General features: G+C 61.3%; 18 protein-coding genes. 8 read left to right on the top strand and 10 right to left on the bottom strand.

Annotated features, from left to right (window positions below; translation table 11 throughout):
• Window positions 1–23: 23 nt before the first annotated feature.
• From KW403_RS04185 to KW403_RS04200, 4 genes are all read left to right on the top strand, one after another.
• Window positions 24–1,100 (top strand): CobW family GTP-binding protein, encoded by a 1,077-nt coding sequence (locus KW403_RS04185; RefSeq protein WP_223021496.1) that lies wholly within the window; start codon window positions 24–26, stop codon window positions 1,098–1,100.
• 3 nt (window positions 1,101–1,103) lie between these two features.
• Window positions 1,104–2,078, top strand: coding sequence for a WD40 repeat domain-containing protein (locus tag KW403_RS04190; protein WP_223021497.1), 975 nt, complete (start codon window positions 1,104–1,106; stop codon window positions 2,076–2,078).
• A 108-nt stretch (window positions 2,079–2,186) separates the two neighbouring features.
• Window positions 2,187–2,837 carry an RNA polymerase sigma factor gene (locus KW403_RS04195; protein ID WP_223021498.1) on the top strand — a complete coding sequence of 217 codons (651 nt, stop codon included), beginning with the start codon at window positions 2,187–2,189 and terminating at the stop codon, window positions 2,835–2,837.
• 15 nt (window positions 2,838–2,852) lie between these two features.
• A complete protein-coding gene (locus KW403_RS04200) occupies window positions 2,853–3,242 on the top strand; it encodes a VOC family protein (protein WP_223021499.1) in 390 nt (129 codons plus the stop codon).
• 33 nt (window positions 3,243–3,275) lie between these two features.
• On the opposite strand, the gene KW403_RS04205 is transcribed toward KW403_RS04200, so the two are convergent.
• Genes KW403_RS04205 through KW403_RS04215 form a run of 3 tightly spaced genes read right to left on the bottom strand, consistent with a single transcriptional unit; the run spans window position 3,276 to window position 7,087 of the window.
• A complete protein-coding gene (locus KW403_RS04205; protein ID WP_246637887.1) occupies window positions 3,276–4,547 on the bottom strand; it encodes a glycerate kinase type-2 family protein in 1,272 nt (423 codons plus the stop codon).
• Between the two features lie 14 nt (window positions 4,548–4,561).
• Window positions 4,562–5,869 (bottom strand): guanine deaminase, encoded by a 1,308-nt coding sequence (gene guaD / locus KW403_RS04210; RefSeq protein ID WP_223021501.1) that lies wholly within the window; start codon window positions 5,867–5,869, stop codon window positions 4,562–4,564.
• A 3-nt stretch (window positions 5,870–5,872) separates the two neighbouring features.
• Window positions 5,873–7,087, bottom strand: coding sequence for a urate hydroxylase PuuD (locus KW403_RS04215; RefSeq protein ID WP_223021502.1), 1,215 nt, complete (start codon window positions 7,085–7,087; stop codon window positions 5,873–5,875).
• Window positions 7,088–7,213: 126 nt separating this feature from the next.
• On the opposite strand from KW403_RS04215, the gene KW403_RS04220 reads away from it, so the two are divergent.
• Complete coding sequence (locus KW403_RS04220) at window positions 7,214–8,134, top strand: LysR family transcriptional regulator (RefSeq protein WP_223021503.1); 921 nt, start codon at window positions 7,214–7,216, stop codon at window positions 8,132–8,134.
• A 3-nt stretch (window positions 8,135–8,137) separates the two neighbouring features.
• Here KW403_RS04220 and KW403_RS04225 read toward each other — a convergent pair whose 3' ends face one another.
• From KW403_RS04225 to uraH, 6 genes are read right to left on the bottom strand one after another with little or no spacing between them, the layout of a single operon-like run.
• Entirely contained in the window at window positions 8,138–8,395 is a 258-nt protein-coding gene (locus tag KW403_RS04225) for a CopG family antitoxin (protein ID WP_223021504.1), read from the bottom strand.
• Entirely contained in the window at window positions 8,361–8,669 is a 309-nt protein-coding gene (locus KW403_RS04230) for a BrnT family toxin (RefSeq protein WP_223021505.1), read from the bottom strand. Before KW403_RS04230 ends, KW403_RS04225 begins: the two co-directional genes overlap by 35 nt.
• 38 nt (window positions 8,670–8,707) lie before the next feature.
• Window positions 8,708–9,514, bottom strand: a complete 807-nt coding sequence (gene xdhC / locus KW403_RS04235) for a xanthine dehydrogenase accessory protein XdhC (RefSeq protein ID WP_223021506.1) — start codon at window positions 9,512–9,514, stop codon at window positions 8,708–8,710.
• Between the two features lie 5 nt (window positions 9,515–9,519).
• Entirely contained in the window at window positions 9,520–11,862 is a 2,343-nt protein-coding gene (gene xdhB, locus KW403_RS04240) for a xanthine dehydrogenase molybdopterin binding subunit (RefSeq protein WP_223021507.1), read from the bottom strand.
• Window positions 11,863–11,864: 2 nt separating this feature from the next.
• A complete protein-coding gene (gene xdhA / locus KW403_RS04245) occupies window positions 11,865–13,328 on the bottom strand; it encodes a xanthine dehydrogenase small subunit (RefSeq protein ID WP_223021508.1) in 1,464 nt (487 codons plus the stop codon).
• Window positions 13,328–13,693 carry a hydroxyisourate hydrolase gene (gene uraH / locus KW403_RS04250; protein WP_223021509.1) on the bottom strand — a complete coding sequence of 122 codons (366 nt, stop codon included), beginning with the start codon at window positions 13,691–13,693 and terminating at the stop codon, window positions 13,328–13,330. The genes xdhA and uraH overlap by 1 nt, the downstream gene beginning before the upstream one ends.
• Before the next feature lie 183 nt (window positions 13,694–13,876).
• Between uraH and puuE the strand changes: the two genes are divergently transcribed.
• From puuE to KW403_RS04265, 3 genes are read left to right on the top strand one after another with little or no spacing between them, the layout of a single operon-like run.
• Window positions 13,877–15,313, top strand: coding sequence for an allantoinase PuuE (gene puuE / locus KW403_RS04255; protein ID WP_223021510.1), 1,437 nt, complete (start codon window positions 13,877–13,879; stop codon window positions 15,311–15,313).
• Window positions 15,314–15,329: 16 nt separating this feature from the next.
• The gene (locus tag KW403_RS04260) at window positions 15,330–16,166 is read left to right on the top strand and encodes a bifunctional allantoicase/(S)-ureidoglycine aminohydrolase (RefSeq protein ID WP_223021511.1); all 837 of its coding nucleotides are present in this window, start codon (window positions 15,330–15,332) and stop codon (window positions 16,164–16,166) included.
• A complete protein-coding gene (locus tag KW403_RS04265) occupies window positions 16,163–16,690 on the top strand; it encodes an ureidoglycolate lyase (protein WP_223021512.1) in 528 nt (175 codons plus the stop codon). The genes KW403_RS04260 and KW403_RS04265 overlap by 4 nt, the downstream gene beginning before the upstream one ends.
• Window positions 16,691–16,737: 47 nt before the next feature.
• Here the strand turns inward: KW403_RS04265 and pcaF are convergent, their stop codons facing one another.
• Window positions 16,738–17,943, bottom strand: coding sequence for a 3-oxoadipyl-CoA thiolase (gene pcaF / locus KW403_RS04270; RefSeq protein ID WP_223021513.1), 1,206 nt, complete (start codon window positions 17,941–17,943; stop codon window positions 16,738–16,740).
• Window positions 17,944–17,987: the final 44 nt, after the last annotated feature.

The following is a 17,987-nucleotide window of genomic DNA, read 5'->3' on the forward strand; positions in this document are numbered from 1 at the left end:
CCATTCTAGTTTTGCGAGAAATCATGTCCGACGTGCAGACTGAGACCCCCAGCGAAGCCGAAGCGAAACAGATCCCCGTTACGGTTCTGACCGGTTACCTCGGCTCCGGCAAAACCACCCTTCTGAACCGGATCCTCTCGGAAGATCATGGCAAGCGCTATGCGGTGGTCGTCAACGAGTTCGGTGAGATCGGCATCGACAACGACCTGATCGTGGAATCCGACGAGGAAATCTACGAGATGAACAATGGCTGCGTTTGTTGCACCGTGCGCGGCGATCTCGTGCGTGTGGTCGAAGGCCTGACCCGGCGCACGGGCCGGTTTGACGCCATCGTGGTGGAAACGACGGGCCTGGCCGATCCGGCACCGGTGGCGCAGACTTTCTTCATGGATGACGATGTGCGCGCCAAAACGCGGCTCGACGCCGTTGTTGCCCTGGTGGATGCCAAGCATCTGCCACTGCGCCTCAAGGATTCCAACGAAGCGGAAGATCAAATCGCCTTCGCCGATGTCGTGATCATCAACAAGACCGATCTTGTCACCCCTGAAGAACTCGCCGCCGTCGAGGCAACGATCCGGGCGATCAACCCGATGGCGCGCATCCACCGCGCCGAGCGCGCCGGCGTATCGCTCTCGGATGTGCTGGACCGAGGCGCGTTCGATCTGAAGCGTGTTCTCGACAACGATCCGCACTTCCTCGACCATGATGATCCCGACCATGAGTGCGGCCCGGACTGCGATCACGATCATCATCATCACGACCATGATCACGGGCACCATCACGGCGAAGCATCTCCCATTCATGATGCGGGCGTGAAATCGCTTTCCCTGCGTGCGGGCGAGATGGATCCGAAGAAGTTTCTCCCATGGCTTGAGAAAACCACGCAGATGGACGGCCCGAACATTCTGCGCCTGAAGGGCATCATCGCATTTGCCGGCGATCCCGACCGTTTCGTGGTGCAGGGCGTGCACATGATCATTGAAGGTGATCATCAGCGGCCCTGGCGCGAGGACGAGAAGCGCGAGACGAGACTCGTCTTCATCGGGCGCGATCTCGATACCGAGCGTCTGCAACGCACGTTCGAAGCCTGTCAGGCCTGAAGCATGCCCACCGTTGCACCGCTTGAGCTCGACAATCACTGCATCGCCGTCGCCTGGCTGAATGACATTCCGCATTTCGCACTGGCGGACGGCGTCGTGCATCGCCTCGACAATGGCCATAAATGGACCGAGGTCCATGATGGCCTTTTGGCTGCCTGCACTGATGAGAAAAACGCCAGCCTCATCACCGGGGGAGAAGACGGGCGCGTGGCGAAGATTTCATTCGAGGGGTCGGTGGAAACGCTGGCGGAGATCGGGCGCAAATGGGTGACGAGCGTGGCGGCCGGTCCGCAGGGCGCGGTCGGATTTGCGGTCGGGCGCAATGCCTATGTGCGCTTTGCAGACGGAAAACAGCGTGAATTTCAACACCCGCGTTCGGTAGAGGACGTTGCGTTCGCGCCGAAGGGAATGCGCCTCGCCGTCGCCCGCTACAATGGCGCAACGCTGCATTTTCCGGCGACCGACGGCAAGCCGACGGAACTGGAATGGTCCGGCGCGCATACTAGCATCACCTTTTCACCGGACGGGAAATTTCTCGTCAGCACAATGCAGGAAAACGCTCTTCATGGCTGGAAGCTCGCCGATGGAAAGCATATGCGCATGGCCGGCTATCCGGCAAAGGTGAAGAGTTTTTCCTGGAGCACGAAGGGCAAGTGGCTCGCCACCTCCGGCGCACCGGGCGCTGTCATCTGGCCATTTCAGGCCAAAGATGGCCCGATGGGCAAGGCGCCGCTCGAACTTGGCACACGGGGCGACACGATGGTGACGCAGGTGTGTTGTCACCCCACGGAGGACATTGCTGCAATCGGATATGCCGATGGCATGATCCTCGCCGGGCGTTTCGCGGATCAGAAAGAGGTCTTGCTGCGCAGACAAGGCAAGGGTGCGATCACCGCCATCGCCTGGGATGATGAGGGGCGTCGTCTCGCCTTTGGCACTGAAACCGGCGAAAGCGGCGTGATCGATATCGCTGGCTGATCCTTCGCGCCCCCAGCGATCTTCTCTTGCGACAGACGCGCGGTCCTATAGCGTTCGCTTCCGAACGACCACAGAATGGAGCAGGTGGTGAAGAACAGGCGAACAGCAATGGATGCCCCTCCCCGGCTGGACCTCAACCCCACCACCTATCAACACCTGCTAAAGACAGCCCGTCGCCACGCTTCGCACCTCGTCGAAGCCGAAGACCTCGTCCATGAAACGCTGATCGTCGCACTCACGGTCGACAAGCGTCCGGAGGTGGCAAATCGCGCCTGGTTGCAGGGCGTGATGCGCAATGTGGCGGCGACCAAACGGCGCTCGGCCGTCCGCCGGGTAATACGCGAGAACGCCGCAGACATTTCCGGATCCGGCTCCGAAGCCGTTCTTCCGGCCGAATTCCTGGTGAACCTGCCAAGAAGCCAGAGGATTGTCGCGCTCCTCGCTCTGGGCGGCCATACGCGCAAGGAAATCCGCCATCTCCTGCGCATATCCGATGCAGGTCTGCGGCAACGCATTGCTGCACTGCGCGCGCGCTGGCGCAATGAAGCCCACGAGAGCGGTCATCCGGGTGAAGAGCACTTGTCGGGCACGCTCGCCTTCGGCGCAATCCGGCAAAACCTCCTTCCGCTCGCCCGTCACAGCGGGGCATTCCTTGCAAGTCATGACCCCGATGGACATCTCTTCGCGATCAGTTTTTCTTCTTCCCAGCCTCACGAAACGGGTTTCTGCGGCAATAGGAAAGCAGAACCAGCAGTGTAACATCAGGAGACCCACATGCTTTCCAACATTCGCATCGGCAATATCTGCTACTACGTCAACGACATCGACCGGACGGAGGCGTTCTATCGCGATGTGGTTGGACTCGATGTCCAGCGGATGGAGGGGGACGAGGAGACGGGCGACTGGCTTCTTGCCAGCATCGAAAACAATATCGAGCTTATCTTCTTTCAGATGGAATCCCATCCCGGCAACACCCCCATCGTGGTGTTCGATTTATCTGAAGGGGGTATTGATGAAGTCGTGACGGGGCTGGCTGAAAAGGGCGCGACGATCGTCACGCCCGTCAGTCACGCGCCGGGCGGCTGGTCGGCGGAGTTTGCCGATCCGGATGGACACGTTCTTTCCGTCTATCAGCCGGAAGACCGACCGCGCAGCCGTGTGTAGAATATTTCGGCCAATCCGGTCGAGTGGGCGGGATTAGCGTACCAGAACCACACGCAGATCGTTGACATTCGTGCCGGTAGGACCCGGCACGAACAGATCACCGAGCGTGTCGAACGCGCCCCAGGCGTCATGTTTGGCCAGAAGCGCCTTCGGATCGTGCCCTGCCTGACGCAACCGCACGACCGTGTGGTGATCGGCAAAGGCACCCGCATTGTCTTCGGAACCGTCTATGCCGTCAGTGTCGGCGGCGAAAGCGGAAACGCCCGCGACACCCTCGATGCCAAGCGCAAGGGCCAGCAGAAACTCGGTGTTGCGACCGCCACGGCCTCCCTTGCCAGAAAGCGTCACCGTGGTCTCCCCTCCGGACAACAGCATGACCGGCTTCTGGAAAGGCCGGTCCTTCGCGGCGATCTCACGCGCGATTGCCGCGTGAAACCCACCCGCTTCTCGCGCCTCGCCTTCTATCGCATCAGACAGGATCACGGCCGGCACGCCCTGCTTCTCGGCTTCGCGAGCCGCCGCTTCGAGCGAACGGGCGGCCGAGGCAATAACGTGGACCTCATTCTGCGCAAATCGCGCATCATCGGGAGATGGAGCATCGGCCTGCGGCGAAGCAAGATGCTGCATGACGGCCTCGGGCAGATCCATGCCGAAGGCTTCCACAATGGCCAGCGCATCGGCGCGGCCTGCGGAATCGGGAACGGTGGGCCCGGAAGACACAAGAGCCGGGTCGTCCCCCGGTATGTCGGAGACCACGAGCGACACGACACGGGCAGGATGTGCGGCAGCCGCCAACCGGCCTCCCTTGATCGCGGAAATGTGCTTGCGGACAGTGTTCATGGCCGAGATGGGCGCACCGGAGGCAAGCAATGCCTCGTTGACGGCTATCTCATCGGCGAGCGTCAGGGAGCCTGCAGGTGCAGGAAGCAAAGCCGAGCCACCACCACACACCAGCGCGATCACCAAGTCATCCGGTCCGAGACCGGCAACTGTTTCCATGAGACGTTTCGCGCCGGCAAGGCCTGCCTCATCCGGCACCGGATGCGCTGCCTCCAGCACTTCTATGACGCGGGTTGGCGCACCGTATCCGTAGCGGGTGACGACAGTGCCCTCAAGCGGGCCATCCCAAGCCTCTTCAAGCGCTGCCGCCATTTGCGCTGCGCCCTTGCCGGCACCGACAACGATCGTGCGCCCCTTGGGCTTTGGCGGAAGGAACCTTCGAATCGTTTTGGAAGGGTCAGCGGCAGAGACGGCAGCCTCGAACAGGGTTGTGAACAATGTTTTCGGATCGATGCTGCGGTTCAAATGCGCCCCCTCATTTACAAGGCGCTTTTGACCGCCTCTCCTGAGACATAGGTTTCTACGATTGCGCGGTCGTCGGCAAGCGTTTGAAGCAGGAAAAGCTCCTCTGCCAATGTTTCCACACATTCCATGCGCAGCTTCATGACCGGTGTCGCCCGCGCGTTCAAAACGACGATATCGGCGTCCGTGCCCGGATCCAGCGTGCCAATCCGCTCCGACAGGGACAACGCCTCGGCATTGCCGCGCGTGATCTGCCAGAAGGAGGCGAGCGGGTTCAGCTTCTCACCATTGAGCGCGATCACCTTGTAGCCCTCGTCCATGGTGCGCAGCATGGAGTAATTGGTGCCACCGCCCACATCGGTCGCCGAGGCGAGCCTCAGCGGCTTCTCACGCCTGCGATAGCGCTGATAGTCGAACAGGCCGGAGCCGAGAAAGAGGTTTGAGGTGGGGCAGAACACGGCGACCGAGCCCGTGTCCGAAAGCACATCCGCCTCGCGCTCGGAAAGATGAATGCAATGGCCGAAAAGTGCCTTCGGCCCAAGGAGGCCATAATGCTCATAGATGCCGGTGTAGTCGGGCGCGTCGGGGTACAGATCCAATGTGAAGGCGATCTCTTCATGATTCTCGGACAGGTGCGTCTGCAAGTGCAGATCGGGGAACTCCCGCATCAGCGCCGACGCCATCTCCATCTGTTCCGGGCTCGAGGTGATGGCAAAACGCGGCGTGACAGCATAGTGGAGCCTGCCCCTTCCATGCCACGCGCCGATCAGCGCCTTGGTATCGTCATAGGATGTTTGCGGCGTATCCGTGAGGGCAGCAGGCGCTTCGCGGTCCATCATCACCTTACCGCCAACAACGCACATGTTGCGCGCCAGCGCCTCGCCGAAAAAGGCCTCAGCGCTTTCCTTGTGAACCGAGCAATAGGCGGCCACGGTGGTCGTGCCATTGCGCACCAACTCATCAAAGAAAAGCCGGGCAATGCGGCGGGCATGCTGAATGTCGGAGAATTTCGTTTCTTCAGGAAAGGTGTAATTGTTCAGCCAGTCCAGAAGCTCGGCGCCATAACTCGCAATCACCTGCATCTGCGGGAAATGCGCGTGGGCGTCGATGAAGCCCGGCAGGATGAGATGTGGGCGATGGTCCACCACCTGATGCCCTGCTGTGGCGGTGGCCACGACCTGCGCATGGCTGCCGGAAGCGAGAATGACGCCATCTTCGACCAGAACCGCACCGTCTTCCTCGAAAAGACAGGCCTCGTGATCGTCGATGCTGCGCGGCTCGGCCTTGAACGAGAGAAGCCTTCCACGGATGAGTTTCTGTGCCATGCGCTAACGCGCCTCCTCGAACCAGGTCACGATCAGCCGCCGCTCCTCTTCGGTGATGCCCGATACATTGCCGGGCGGCATGGCGTGGCTGCGGCCTGCCTGCAGATAGATTTCGCGTGCATGCCCGGCAATGGAGACATCCGTGTCGAGCACAACATTTTTCGGCGGGAAGGGAACACCTTCATAGCCCGGTACGGCGGCATGGCACATGGCGCAGCGCCCCATCACCGTGTCACGCACAGCAGGAAAATGCGCGGACGTCACAAAGGTCTCTCCTGTCGCCGAAAGCTTCGTCTCGCCCGTCAAAACCTGCGGGACGGTGGAAAGCCACATGATGAGAATGAAGAGGACGCCGGCCAGCCCCCAGGTCCAGTGCGGGGTGCCTTTGCGGGCGTGGACGGTGTTGAAGTAGTGGCGGATCAGCACGCCGATGATGAAGATCAGCGATGCGATGACCCAGTTGAACTGGGTGCCGAAGGCCAGTGGATAATGGTTCGACAGCATCAGGAACACGACCGGCAGCGTCAGGTAATTGTTATGCAGCGAGCGCTGCTTTGCTTGCAGGCCAAGCCTCGGGTCGGGCGTGCGCCCAGCCTTGAGATCCGCCACCACAATCTTCTGATTCGGGATAATGATCAGGAAGACGTTCGCGGTCATGATCGTCGCAGTGAAAGCGCCCAGATGCAGGAAGGCCGCGCGACCCGTGAAGAGCTGCGTATAGCCCCACGCCATGGCAACGAGGATGGCATAGAGTACCAGCATCAGCGTCGTGTCATTCTTGCCGAGCGGCGATTTGCACAGAAGGTCGTAGAGCAGCCAGCCAAGGCCGATGGAGGCAAGCGAAATGAGGATACCGCCCCAAGCCGGCACATCGAGCACATTGCGGTCAATGAGATAGAGATCCGCCCCCGCATAGTAGACGATGGCAAGCAGCGCAAAACCGGACAGCCAGGTGGAATAGGACTCCCATTTGAACCAGGTCAGGTGCTCCGGCATGGACGCCGGCGCGACCATGTATTTCTGGATGTGGTAGAAGCCACCGCCATGGACCTGCCATTCCTCGCCGTGGACACCCTCGGGCATCCCTGACCGCTTCACGAGGCCCAGATCGAGCGCAATGAAATAAAAGGATGAGCCGATCCAGGCGATGGCCGTGATCACATGCAGCCAGCGCACACCGAAGGACAGCCACTCCCACAAAACCGCGTATTCGTTCATGCCACTTTCCTCAACTCCACCGGGCGCAGGGTGACGGAACCCGATATAAACGGAAAGCGGATAAGAGCACGATGACTTTCAAAATTTTTTGGAAAATAATGCGCGCGAAATCATCGGGGGCAGTGAATGGCCTATCTCGACAATATCGCCGTTTTTGTCCGCGTCGTGGAACTGGGAAACCTGTCTTCGGCCGGGCGCGACATGCGGCTTTCTCCGGCAGTTGCCTCGAACCGCGTGAAGGAGCTGGAGAAGCACCTCGGCGTGCGGCTCTTCAACCGCACCACGCGGCAACTGACCCCGACGGAACAGGGGCGCGTGTTCTATGAGGGGGCACGCAAGGTGCTTGAGGCAGTGGCGGAGGCCGAAGCCTCGGTGGCCGACCTTTCCGGCCAGCCGCGCGGCACGATCCGTGTCACCGCGCCGCTCGGCATCGGCAAGCGGCTGATCGCCAGCGGCATTCCCGAATTTCGTGACCGGTATCCCGAGATCGAGGTTCGCTTGCGGCTGTCGGACCATGAAGTGGACATGATGCGCGAAGGCATCGACGTCGCCTTCAAACTTGGAATACTGGAGAATTCCTCCTTCCGCATGCGCGGCATCATGGATTGCGAGCGCGTTCTGGCGGCGGCGCCCGATTATCTGAAACGACGCGGCGAACCGAAGACGCCCGAAGCGCTGATCGATGAGCGGCACGATTGCCTGATGTTGCGCTTTCCCGGCGCGCGCGAGCATTTCTGGGTGCTGCAGACGCCGGAAGGCGCTCGGAAATTCGAGGTGGGCGGTCCGTTCGATTCCGACGATGGTGACGTTGTCACCGACTGGGCGCTTGCCGGGCGCGGCATCATCAACAAGCCCCGCTTCGAGATCGGGCCCTTTCTGCGCGATGGAAGGCTTAGGGTGGTTTTGCCGGATACGCCGCCCGTACCGGTGAAGCTCGCCGCGCTCTACCCGCACAAGAAGTTACAGGACCCGAAAGTGCGGCTTCTGGTTGATTTCATGGCAAGCCGCTGCCAGAAGATGATCGGTGAGACCCTGTCAGAGCAATAATGGTCAGCCTGCGCGCAGGCTTTCCAGACCGCGCTGAACAAGCTCGCGCATGAAGCGCTGATAGGGTACCCCGCGCTTCTCCGCCTCAGCCTTCACCGCGTCGAGTTGGCTTTGCGGCATGCGCATATTGACCCGCGCCGCCTTGTTCTCGAACTCGAAACCGGCGGGTTTGAACGCACCGAAATCCAGATCGGACAGATCCTGATCGAGAAAGTCTTCCGCATCCTTATCGGTTTTCAGTTTGGGAACGCTGCGTTTCATAGCGTTTCACCTCCTTGGCATGCATGTAGCGCGCTGGGATGGGACGGATAAGAGGTCGCCCATCGACCACCCGAAAGGTCACGCCTATGAACATGGCACGCCCCTGCGGGTTGCGTCCTATGACGATATAGCGGTCTTCGTGCCCGGAATGTGCCGGGTCCGGCGCAATCAACGGGTCATGAAGAAGCGCGTGCTCGATCTCAGACTTCGAGACACCGTGCTTTGCACATTTCGGCCAGTTTCCGGCATCCCAGTCAAAGCCCGCGACCTTCATTCATGAAGTATGTAAGTTTGTACATACAATTGTCAATATCACGACTGTAGGGCCACCAGTATCTCCGCAGCCGCCATGGCTGCGATGACGGCTGGGCGCTTGTCGTGCACGGCGTTCCCGCCGATGGGGGTGACGAGCTTCGAGAAGCGGTGTTCGTCACCGCCGTTTTTCAGATACCAGCTCTTGAATGTGGCGCGTTTGGTTTTGGAGCCGATCATACCGACATAGGCCGCATCGTCACGCGCGAGCGCTTCTGCAACCAGGAGGAAGTCGAGCGCGTGATCGTGGGTCAGGATCACGAAGGCGGTTCCGGCGGAGGCATCACGCACCGCCTCTTCCGGAAGGGCTGTAAGGCGCGTCTCCACATGATCCGGGAAATCCTCAATTGCTTCCTTGCGGGTCTCGATTACTCGCACCCGCACCGGCAGTGGCGTGAGTGCTGAAGCCAGCGCATGGCCGACATGACCGCCGCCAAAAAGGATCACCTGCGGAAAGGTGCTTGCCTCTTCGGCAGCACGCTCTACGAGCGCCGGGCGCGCCGCCTGATCGAGAAGGCGAATGTCGAGCGCCACCCGGCCACCGCAGCACTGGCCGATTTCCGGGCCAAGCGGAATGTCGAGAGCACCGTTTGCAAGATTGTCCGCGATGAGTTCCCGCGCTTTGGCAATCGCCATGAATTCGAGTTGACCACCACCGATGGTTCCGAAAATTGCCTTTGGCGAAACCAGCATCCACGCGCCCTCTTCGCGCGGGGTGGAACCCTTCGCCTCGCACACCTCGACGAGCGCGACGAACGTCGAGTTTTGCAGGAAGGTCCCAAGACCGGAGGTCGGATCGGCCGCCATATCGATCAGCGCGCGCCTTCCGCCCTCACCCGCTCCACCGCCATCAGCACACGCTCAGGCGTGGCCGGTGCATCGAGACGCGGGCAAACCTTGTGATCAGCAACGCTCGCCACCGCATCCGACAGCGCGTGCAACACGCACATGGCCAGCATGAAGGGCGGCTCGCCCACGGCCTTGGAGCGATGGACCGTCGGCTCGGCATTCTCCGCCCAGTCGGCAAGCGCGACGTTGAACACTTTCGGGCGATCGGACGCGAGCGGGATCTTGTAGGTGGAAGGCGCATGGGTCCGAAGCCGTCCCTTGCCATCCCAGACCAGCTCTTCGGTCGTCAGCCAGCCCATGCCCTGAATGAACCCGCCTTCGATCTGGCCAATGTCGATGGCGCGGTTCAGTGAACGACCAGTCTCATGCAGGATATCGACCTGCTCGACCATGTATTCGCCGGTCAGCGTGTCGATGGAAACCTCGGCGCAGGCTGCGCCATAGGCGAAGTAGTAGAACGGGCGTCCCTCTCCCTTGTCGCGATTCCAGTGGATTTTCGGCGTCTTGTAGAAACCGGCGGCAGAAAGCTGGATGCGGGCCATATAGGCCTCGCGGATCAACTCGGCAAAGGGGATCTCGCGGTTGCCGATGCGCACACGGCCCGGAAGGAACACGACCTGATCCTTCGGCACGTCATGGGCTTCGGACGCGAAGTCGATCAGCCGGTCCTTGATCTGGCGGGCGGCGTCCTGCGCGGCCATGCCGTTCAGATCGGACCCGGAGGAGGCCGCCGTGGCGGACGTATTGGGCACCTTGCCGGTGGTCGTGGCAGTGATCTTCACCTGATCGATATCGATCTGGAATTCTTCGGCCACCACCTGCGCCACCTTGGTGTAGAGCCCCTGCCCCATCTCGGTGCCGCCATGGTTCAGATGCACGGAGCCATCCGTATAAACATGCACCAGCGCGCCGGCTTGGTTGAAATGAGTGGCCGTGAAAGAAATGCCGAACTTGACTGGCGTCAGCGCAAGGCCGCGTTTGATGACTGGGCTTTTCGTATTAAAGGCCGCGATTTCGCGTCGGCGGGCGGCATAACCGCTGCTTTCCTCCAGTTCCGCGATGACCCGTTCTGCGACATTATCCTCCACCGTCTGGTGATAGGGCGTGACGTTGCGGTCATCGGTGCCATAGAGATTCTTCTTGCGAATTTCGAGCGGATCCTTGCCGAGTGCGAAGGCCACCTCGTCTATGATGCGTTCTGCACCGACCATGCCCTGAGGTCCGCCGAACCCGCGAAAAGCGGTGTTGGACACGGTGTTGGTGTAGAGTGGGCGCGAGACGGCGCGCGCGGCGGGATAGAAATAGGTGTTGTCGCAGTGGAACAGCGCCCGGTCGGTCACCGCACCCGAGAGGTCGGCGGCATAGCCACAGCGCGCCGCATAGGTGAAGTCGACGCCGAGAATGGCGCCCTCGTCATCGAAACCGACTTCATAGTCGATCAGGAAATCGTGGCGCTTGCCGGTCGCGGTCATGTCGTCGTCGCGGTCGGGGCGCAGCTTGACGGGACGGTTGAGTTTCTTTGCGGCGATGGCCGATACAACGGCAAACAGATTGGCCTGGGTTTCCTTCCCGCCGAACCCCCCGCCCATGCGCCGCACCTCGATAGTGACGGCATGGGAGGGGACGTCCAGTGCGTGGGCCACCATGTGCTGCACCTCGCTGGGGTGCTGGGTGGAGGAAAACACGGTGACGTCGCCATCTTCGCCCGGCATCGCAAAGGCGATCTGCCCTTCGAGATAGAAGTGGTCCTGTCCGCCGACGCGCATCTGCCCCTTGATGGAATGCGGGGCGGCGGCGATGGCGGCGGCACTGTCACCGCGCTCAAGCTTGAGAGGTGCGGTTACAAGGCGGGCATCGGCGCCCGCATCGGCAATGTCGATCAACGCCGGTTCTTCTGCATAGTTGATCTTTGCCAAACGGCCGGCGCGGCGGGCTGCCTCGCGCGTGTCGGCGATGACCGCAAAAATGGGCTGGCCGAAGAACTGAACCCTTTCGTTCGCGAAAATGGGTTCATCGTGCAGTCCGGTGGGGCTGATGTCGTTTTCGCCGGGGATGTCGTCCGCCGTCAGAACGGTGACGACACCGGGCGCAGCACGCACCTTCGAGAGGTCGATGTTCGTGATCGCACCATGCGCAACCTCAGAAAGGCCAAGGCAGGCATGCAGTGTGCCCACGGGTTCGGGCATGTCGTCGATGTAAACGGCTTCGCCGCTCACATGCTTGTGTGCCGAATCGTGTTTTTGATCACTGGCGACGCCGCCAGCGATCCTTGCCTTGTCCAGATCGAGCGTTTCGTGCCGTGTCATGATCAGGCCGCCTCATATCTGGAAAGGTTTGCAGAGCCGCCCATGCTTTCAAGATAGAAGCGGCGGAGCAGGTTTTTCGCGGCCATCATGCGATAGTCGGCGGAGGCGCGCATGTCGCTGATTGGCTGGAAATCCTTCTCATAGCCCGCGAGTGCTGCCTCGACCGTTTCCTCAGTCCACGGCTTTCCGACAAGCGCTTTCTCGACCGATTTTGCGCGCTTTGGTGTCGCCGCCATGCCGCCATAGGCGATGCGGGCGGCCTCGACCCGGCCATCGGTGATCCTGATGTCGAAAGCGCCAAGAACGGCGGTTATGTCTTCATCGCGGCGCTTGGAGATCTTCCAGACGGCGAAACGGGAGCCTTTTTGTGGGAGCGGCACAGTGACCGCCTCGACGAATTCACCAGGCGCACGGTCCTGCTTGCCATAGTCGATGAAGAAATCTTCCAGCGGAATGGTGCGGCGCCCGCTGCCCTTGCGGAGCGTAAGCATTGCACCAAGCGCAATCAGTGGCGGAGGTGAGTCACCGATGGGCGAGCCGTTGGCGATGTTGCCGCCAATCGTGCCCATGTTGCGCACCTGCTCGCCGCCAATACGGTCAATCAGCGCGCCAAATGCGGGAATGCGTTTCGCCAGAAATGCAAATGCATCTGTATAGCTCACGCCAGCGCCGATATGGATCGTGCCATTGTCTTCGCGGATTTCGCGCAATTCATCGAGCCCGCCAATAAACACCACCGGCGCGATCTCGCGCATGAATTTCGTGACCCAGAGCCCCACATCCGTGGCACCGGCAACGATGGTGGCTTTGGGGGCGTTTTCGAGGATCGCGGCGAAATCATCGACATTGGCGGGAACAAGCAGGCGATCCTGGCCGGAACCGATCTCCACCCTCGCGTCATCCTTCATCTGGTTAAGCGCGGCGATGACTGTGGCGCGCTCTGCTAACAGCGGATCCGACGCCGCATTGCCATAGGTGGAGGCGGCCAGCGCAGCGCGCACGATGGGCTCGTAGCCGGTGCAGCGGCACAGATTGCCCTGCAGCGCCTTTTCGACAGCGCGCTCGGTGGGCTGAGGTTCACGCATCCAGAGCGCATAGAGCGACATGACAAAGCCCGGCGTGCAGAAGCCGCATTGCGAACCGTGATGATCCACAAGCGCCTGCTGAACCGGATGCAGACTGCCATCGGCACGTTTCAGATGCTCAACCGTCACCACGTGGCAGGCATCGAGCGAACCCAGAAAGCGGATGCAGGCATTGACGCTCTCATAGATGAGTTCGCCCTTGCGCAAACGGCCTACAAGAACGGTGCAGGCACCGCAGTCGCCTTCGGCGCACCCTTCCTTGGTGCCTGTCAGGCGCTGCCGCAGGCGCAGATAATCAAGCAGGGTTTCGTCCGGGCGCACATCGCCCAGCGCGACAGGTGCGCCATTCAACAGAAAGCGGATTTCAGAACGCGCGGCCATCAGCTTCCCCTGTAGGTCGAGTAGCCATAGGGCGAGAGAAGCAGAGGCACGTGATAATGCGTGTTTTCAGCCATGCCGAAGCGGATCGGAATTTGATCGAGAAAGGCCGGGGCCGGAAGCTCGGCACCGTGGGCCCGCAAATAGGCGCCGGCCTCGAACACCAGTTCGTAAAAGCCGGTGCGAAAAGCTTCGCCTTCAAGCAGCGGCCCATCGCAGCGGCCATCGCTGTTGGTCGTGACCGTTTTGACATGGACCCGCGCCTCGCCCTCCAGGCGGTAAAGCGCAATCACCAGTCCTCCGGCCGGTTTTCCGCTGGCCGTGTCCAGCACATGGGTCGTCAGACGACCCTCACCCGCATTGCTCATGCGGCCTCCCTATCAATTCGCTCAAGCCACTTGCGCGTCTACCACTTGATTGTGGGGCAAATTGATTGCGAGCATAAGAGGACGTGCGAAGGAAGAACAACAAAACTCTTTCAAATTTTTCAGGAAAGTACCTCCCGCATTCCATCTATTATCCTTGCCCTTAGCGAATTTCGGACAGATTGCATGACCCGCTACCTGAGAAACATGACTGGCTATGGCCAGACTCCACCCAGTGCTGACTGGCCCGGCGGCGCCAAGATCGCCGTGCAGTTCGTCGTTAATTACGAGGAAGGCGGTGAGAATTGCATATTGCACGGCGACGAAGCCTCGGAAGCCTTCCTTTCGGAAGTGGTGGGCGCGGCCCCCTGGCCCGGCATGCGCCACTGGAACATGGAATCGATTTATGAATATGGCGCGCGGGCCGGGTTCTGGCGGCTTCACCGCATGTTCACTGCAGCCGGCGTGCCCGTCACCGTTTTCGGTGTCGCTACGGCCCTTGCCCGAAGTCCGGGACAGGTGGAGGCGATGCAGGAGGCAGGCTGGGAAATCGCCTCGCACGGCCTGAAATGGATCGACTACCGCGCGCACACACAGGAAAGCGAGCGCACTGACCTGCTGGAGGCGATCCGGCTGCACACGGAGGTAGTGGGCGAGCGCCCGCGCGGCCTCTACCTGGGACGCACCTCGGTCAATTCAGTGAAGCTGGCCATCGAGGAAGGCGGGTTCGACTGGATCTCCGACACCTATGACGACGACCTGCCCTACTGGATTGACCATGACGGCCACGGGCACGGCACGCGGCCACAACTGGTCATCCCCTATACGCTGGACGCCAACGACATGCGCTTTGCCACCGCACAGGGCTTCAACTCGGGCGATCAGTTCTTTAGCTATCTGAAAGACGCTTTCGACACGCTTTACGCGGAGGGGGAAGAAGGCCGGCCGGGCATGATGAGCATCGGCCTGCATTGCCGGCTCGCAGGCCGGCCGGGACGCGCCGCATCCCTCCAGCGCTTCATCGACTATGTGAAGAGCCGCGAGCATGTGTGGCTTGCAACACGTGGCGAGATTGCCCGGCATTGGCGCGAGAAACATCCCTATGAAGCGCCGGCCCTGCGCCCGAGCCGCATGAGCGAACCGGAGTTCATCGAGCGGTTCGGCAGCATTTACGAACGTTCGCCATGGATCTCCGAGCGCGCGATGAAGCTGGAGCTTGGTCCCGCGCACGACACGGCTGGGGGGCTTGCCAATGCGCTCGCCCGCGCCTTCCGTTCGGCCAGTGAAGACGAACGCCTTGGCGTTCTCAAGGCCCACCCAGACCTTGCCGGCAAGCTGGCGGCGGCCAAAAGGCTGACCGAGGAATCGAGCAGGGAGCAGGCTTCGGCAGGGCTGGATGCACTGACCGACACAGAGAGAGAGCGCTTCACCGAACTCAACACTGCCTATACGCAGAAATTCGGGTTTCCCTTCATCATCGCTGTCAAGGATAACACCAAAGACAGCATTCTGAAGGCCTTCGAAACCCGGTTAGAGAACAGCCGCGACGAGGAATTCGCCACCGCCTGCCGGCAGGTTGAACGGATCGCCCGGCTGCGGCTGAACGACATCCTTCCCGCATGAGATCAGGACAAAGAAGATGAGCGCCCGCACCTACTACGCCCCGCCTGGCGGGCATCCGCCGCAGACCCAGCTCCTGACCGATCGCGCGGTTCTGACGGACGCCTATGCGCTGATGCCGAAGGGCGTCATGCAGGACATCGTCACCAGCCTTTTGCCGTTCTGGGAGAAGACGCGCTGCTGGATCATTGCGCGACCACTCTCCGGCTTTGCCGAGACGTTTTCGCAATACATCATGGAAGTGGAGCCGGGCGGCGGAAGCGACCAGGCCGAGCTCGATGAGACTGCGGAAGGCGTGGTTTTCATCGTCGAGGGCGAGCTGACCGTCGAGATCGGCGGCGAGACACACCAAATGACGCCCGGCGGCTACGCCTATCTTCCGCCATCGAGCGGCTGGACCGCGCACAATGCGGGCGATGCGCCCGCGCGCTTTCACTGGATCCGCAAGGGCTATGAGCCTGTCAAAGGCCTCGGCGTACCAGATCCTCTTTTCCTGAACGAGGCCGATATCGCGCCCTCTCCCATGCCAGGTACGGATGGCAAATGGGCAACGACGCGCTTCGTCGACCCGGCTGATCTGCGCCACGACATGCATGTGACCATCGTCACGCTGGAGCCCGGCGCTGTGATCCCTTTCGCCGAGACGCATGTGATGGAGCACGGGCTCTATGTACTGGAGGGCAAGGCCGTCTACCGGCTCAATCAGGACTGGGTGGAGGTGGAAGCCGGCGACTTCATGTGGCTGCGCGCCTTCTGCCCGCAGGCCTGCTACGCAGGTGGACCAGGAAATTTCCGCTACCTGCTTTACAAGGACGTCAACCGACACGCCAAGCTCGCCGGCAGCTTCGCGCGATGAAACGGATCAACGCCGAGACACTGACACGCGCGGCCTTCACGCCCTTCGGCGACGTGATCGAGACCGAAGGCGCGGAAAGCTTCCTCATCAATGCCGACAAGTGCCGCCGCTTTCACGATCTGGCGACGGTCGAAACGGCGGGTGAGAATGCGCGTGTTCTGATCAACATCTTTCACGGCACGCCCTATGCGCTGCCGCTCAGGCTTTCCATGGTGGAGCGGCACCCGCTTGGAAGCCAGGCCTTCATGCCGCTATCGCCGGCTCCCTTTCTGGTGATCGTCTGCCCGGGTGAAGACGGGCGGCCCGGCGAACCCCGCGCCTTCATCACCCGCCCCGGACAGGGCGTGAACTATGCACGCGGCACCTGGCACGGTGTACTGACCCCCATCGGAGCGCCGCAGGATTTCGTGGTGATCGACCGGGGTGGCGACGGCAACAATCTGGAAGAATTCCACTTCCCTGCCCCTTATGAAATCGCCGGGCCAGCTTTTTCACCGCCCCCTCCTTCGACGAGTTCAGGATGAGGGCTGTCTATGTATGAGAGCGGGTTGCCCCGTCCGGTCTCCTACGCCTAGACTCGCTCCATCGCCAGGGCGATGCCCTGTCCGACGCCGATGCACATGGTGGCAAGCGCCAGCTTGCCGCCAGTTACCTGCAACTGGAGTGCGGCAGTGCCGGAGATGCGCGCGCCCGACATGCCGAGCGGGTGACCGAGCGCAATCGCACCGCCATTGGGGTTCACATGGGGTGCGTCCTCAGGGATGCCAAGATCGCGCAGAACGGCGATACCCTGCGACGCGAAGGCCTCGTTCAACTCGATGACATCGAAGTCGGAAGGCTTCAGGCCAAGCCGCGCGCAGAGCTTTTTGGTTGCCGGTGCCGGACCGATGCCCATGATACGTGGCGGGACGCCAGCCGTCGCGCCGCCAAGAATGCGGGCAATCGGGGTCAGACCATATTTCTTTGCCGCCTCTTCCGAAGCGATGATGAGTGCGGCCGCTCCATCATTGACGCCGGAAGCGTTGCCGGCCGTGACCGTGCCGCCCTCGCGAAAAGGTGTTGGCAGCTTGCCCAGCTTTTCCACCGTGGTGCCGGGACGCGGGTGCTCATCCTGATTGACCACAATCGGTTCACTCTTCCTCTGGGGAATGGTGACGGGAGTGATTTCCTTTGCGAGACGCCCATTCTCCTGCGCGGCGACAGCCTTGTCCTGGCTGCGCACGGCAAAAGCATCCTGATCGGCGCGGCTGATGGAAAAATCCGCCGCCACGTTCTCACCGGTCTCCGGCATGGAATCGATGCCATACTGCTTCTTGAGCATCTTGTTGACGAAGCGCCAGCCAATCGTGGTGTCGTAGATTTCGGCATTGCGGGAAAACGCCGTCTCCGCCTTCGGCATGACAAAGGGGGCGCGGCTCATGGATTCCACACCGCCGGCGATCATCATCTCCGCCTCGCCGGCCTTGATGGCGCGGGCGGCGATGGTGATCGCATCCATGCCCGAACCGCAAAGACGGTTTACCGTGGAACCCGGCACCTCGATGGGCAGGCCCGCAAGAAGCACGGCCATGCGCGCCACGTTGCGGTTGTCCTCACCGGCCTGATTGGCACAGCCATAGAACACATCATCGAGTGCTGCCCAATCGACCTTCGGATTGCGCTCCATCAGCGTCTTGATCGGCAAGGCTGCCAGATCGTCGGCGCGAACAGAGGACAGCGCGCCGCCGAATCGACCGATCGGCGTGCGGATGTAGTCGCAGATGAAGGCTTCAGCCATGGTCGGGTTCTCCTAGTCAGAAATCCCGGGCAGTGCCCGGTCGC

This window comes from Nitratireductor kimnyeongensis (assembly GCF_019891395.1).
In the GTDB taxonomy this organism is placed as follows: Bacteria; Pseudomonadota; Alphaproteobacteria; order Rhizobiales; family Rhizobiaceae; genus Nitratireductor; species Nitratireductor kimnyeongensis.

Bases quoted from the DNA above. Each gene is read 5' to 3' on its own strand.
- KW403_RS04185 (WP_223021496.1), top strand. From the start codon at position 24: ATGTCCGACGTGCAGACTGAGACCCCCAGCGAAGCCGAAGCGAAACAG.
- KW403_RS04190 (WP_223021497.1), top strand. From the start codon at position 1,104: ATGCCCACCGTTGCACCGCTTGAGCTCGACAATCACTGCATCGCCGTC.
- KW403_RS04195 (WP_223021498.1), top strand. From the start codon at position 2,187: ATGGATGCCCCTCCCCGGCTGGACCTCAACCCCACCACCTATCAACAC.
- KW403_RS04200 (WP_223021499.1), top strand. From the start codon at position 2,853: ATGCTTTCCAACATTCGCATCGGCAATATCTGCTACTACGTCAACGAC.
- guaD (WP_223021501.1), bottom strand. From the start codon at position 5,869: ATGGCACAGAAACTCATCCGTGGAAGGCTTCTCTCGTTCAAGGCCGAG.
- KW403_RS04215 (WP_223021502.1), bottom strand. From the start codon at position 7,087: ATGAACGAATACGCGGTTTTGTGGGAGTGGCTGTCCTTCGGTGTGCGC.
- KW403_RS04220 (WP_223021503.1), top strand. From the start codon at position 7,214: ATGGCCTATCTCGACAATATCGCCGTTTTTGTCCGCGTCGTGGAACTG.
- KW403_RS04225 (WP_223021504.1), bottom strand. From the start codon at position 8,395: ATGAAACGCAGCGTTCCCAAACTGAAAACCGATAAGGATGCGGAAGAC.
- KW403_RS04230 (WP_223021505.1), bottom strand. From the start codon at position 8,669: ATGAAGGTCGCGGGCTTTGACTGGGATGCCGGAAACTGGCCGAAATGT.
- xdhC (WP_223021506.1), bottom strand. From the start codon at position 9,514: ATGGCGGCCGATCCGACCTCCGGTCTTGGGACCTTCCTGCAAAACTCG.
- xdhB (WP_223021507.1), bottom strand. From the start codon at position 11,862: ATGACACGGCACGAAACGCTCGATCTGGACAAGGCAAGGATCGCTGGC.
- xdhA (WP_223021508.1), bottom strand. From the start codon at position 13,328: ATGGCCGCGCGTTCTGAAATCCGCTTTCTGTTGAATGGCGCACCTGTC.
- uraH (WP_223021509.1), bottom strand. From the start codon at position 13,693: ATGAGCAATGCGGGTGAGGGTCGTCTGACGACCCATGTGCTGGACACG.
- puuE (WP_223021510.1), top strand. From the start codon at position 13,877: ATGACCCGCTACCTGAGAAACATGACTGGCTATGGCCAGACTCCACCC.
- KW403_RS04260 (WP_223021511.1), top strand. From the start codon at position 15,330: ATGAGCGCCCGCACCTACTACGCCCCGCCTGGCGGGCATCCGCCGCAG.
- KW403_RS04265 (WP_223021512.1), top strand. From the start codon at position 16,163: ATGAAACGGATCAACGCCGAGACACTGACACGCGCGGCCTTCACGCCC.
- pcaF (WP_223021513.1), bottom strand. From the start codon at position 17,943: ATGGCTGAAGCCTTCATCTGCGACTACATCCGCACGCCGATCGGTCGA.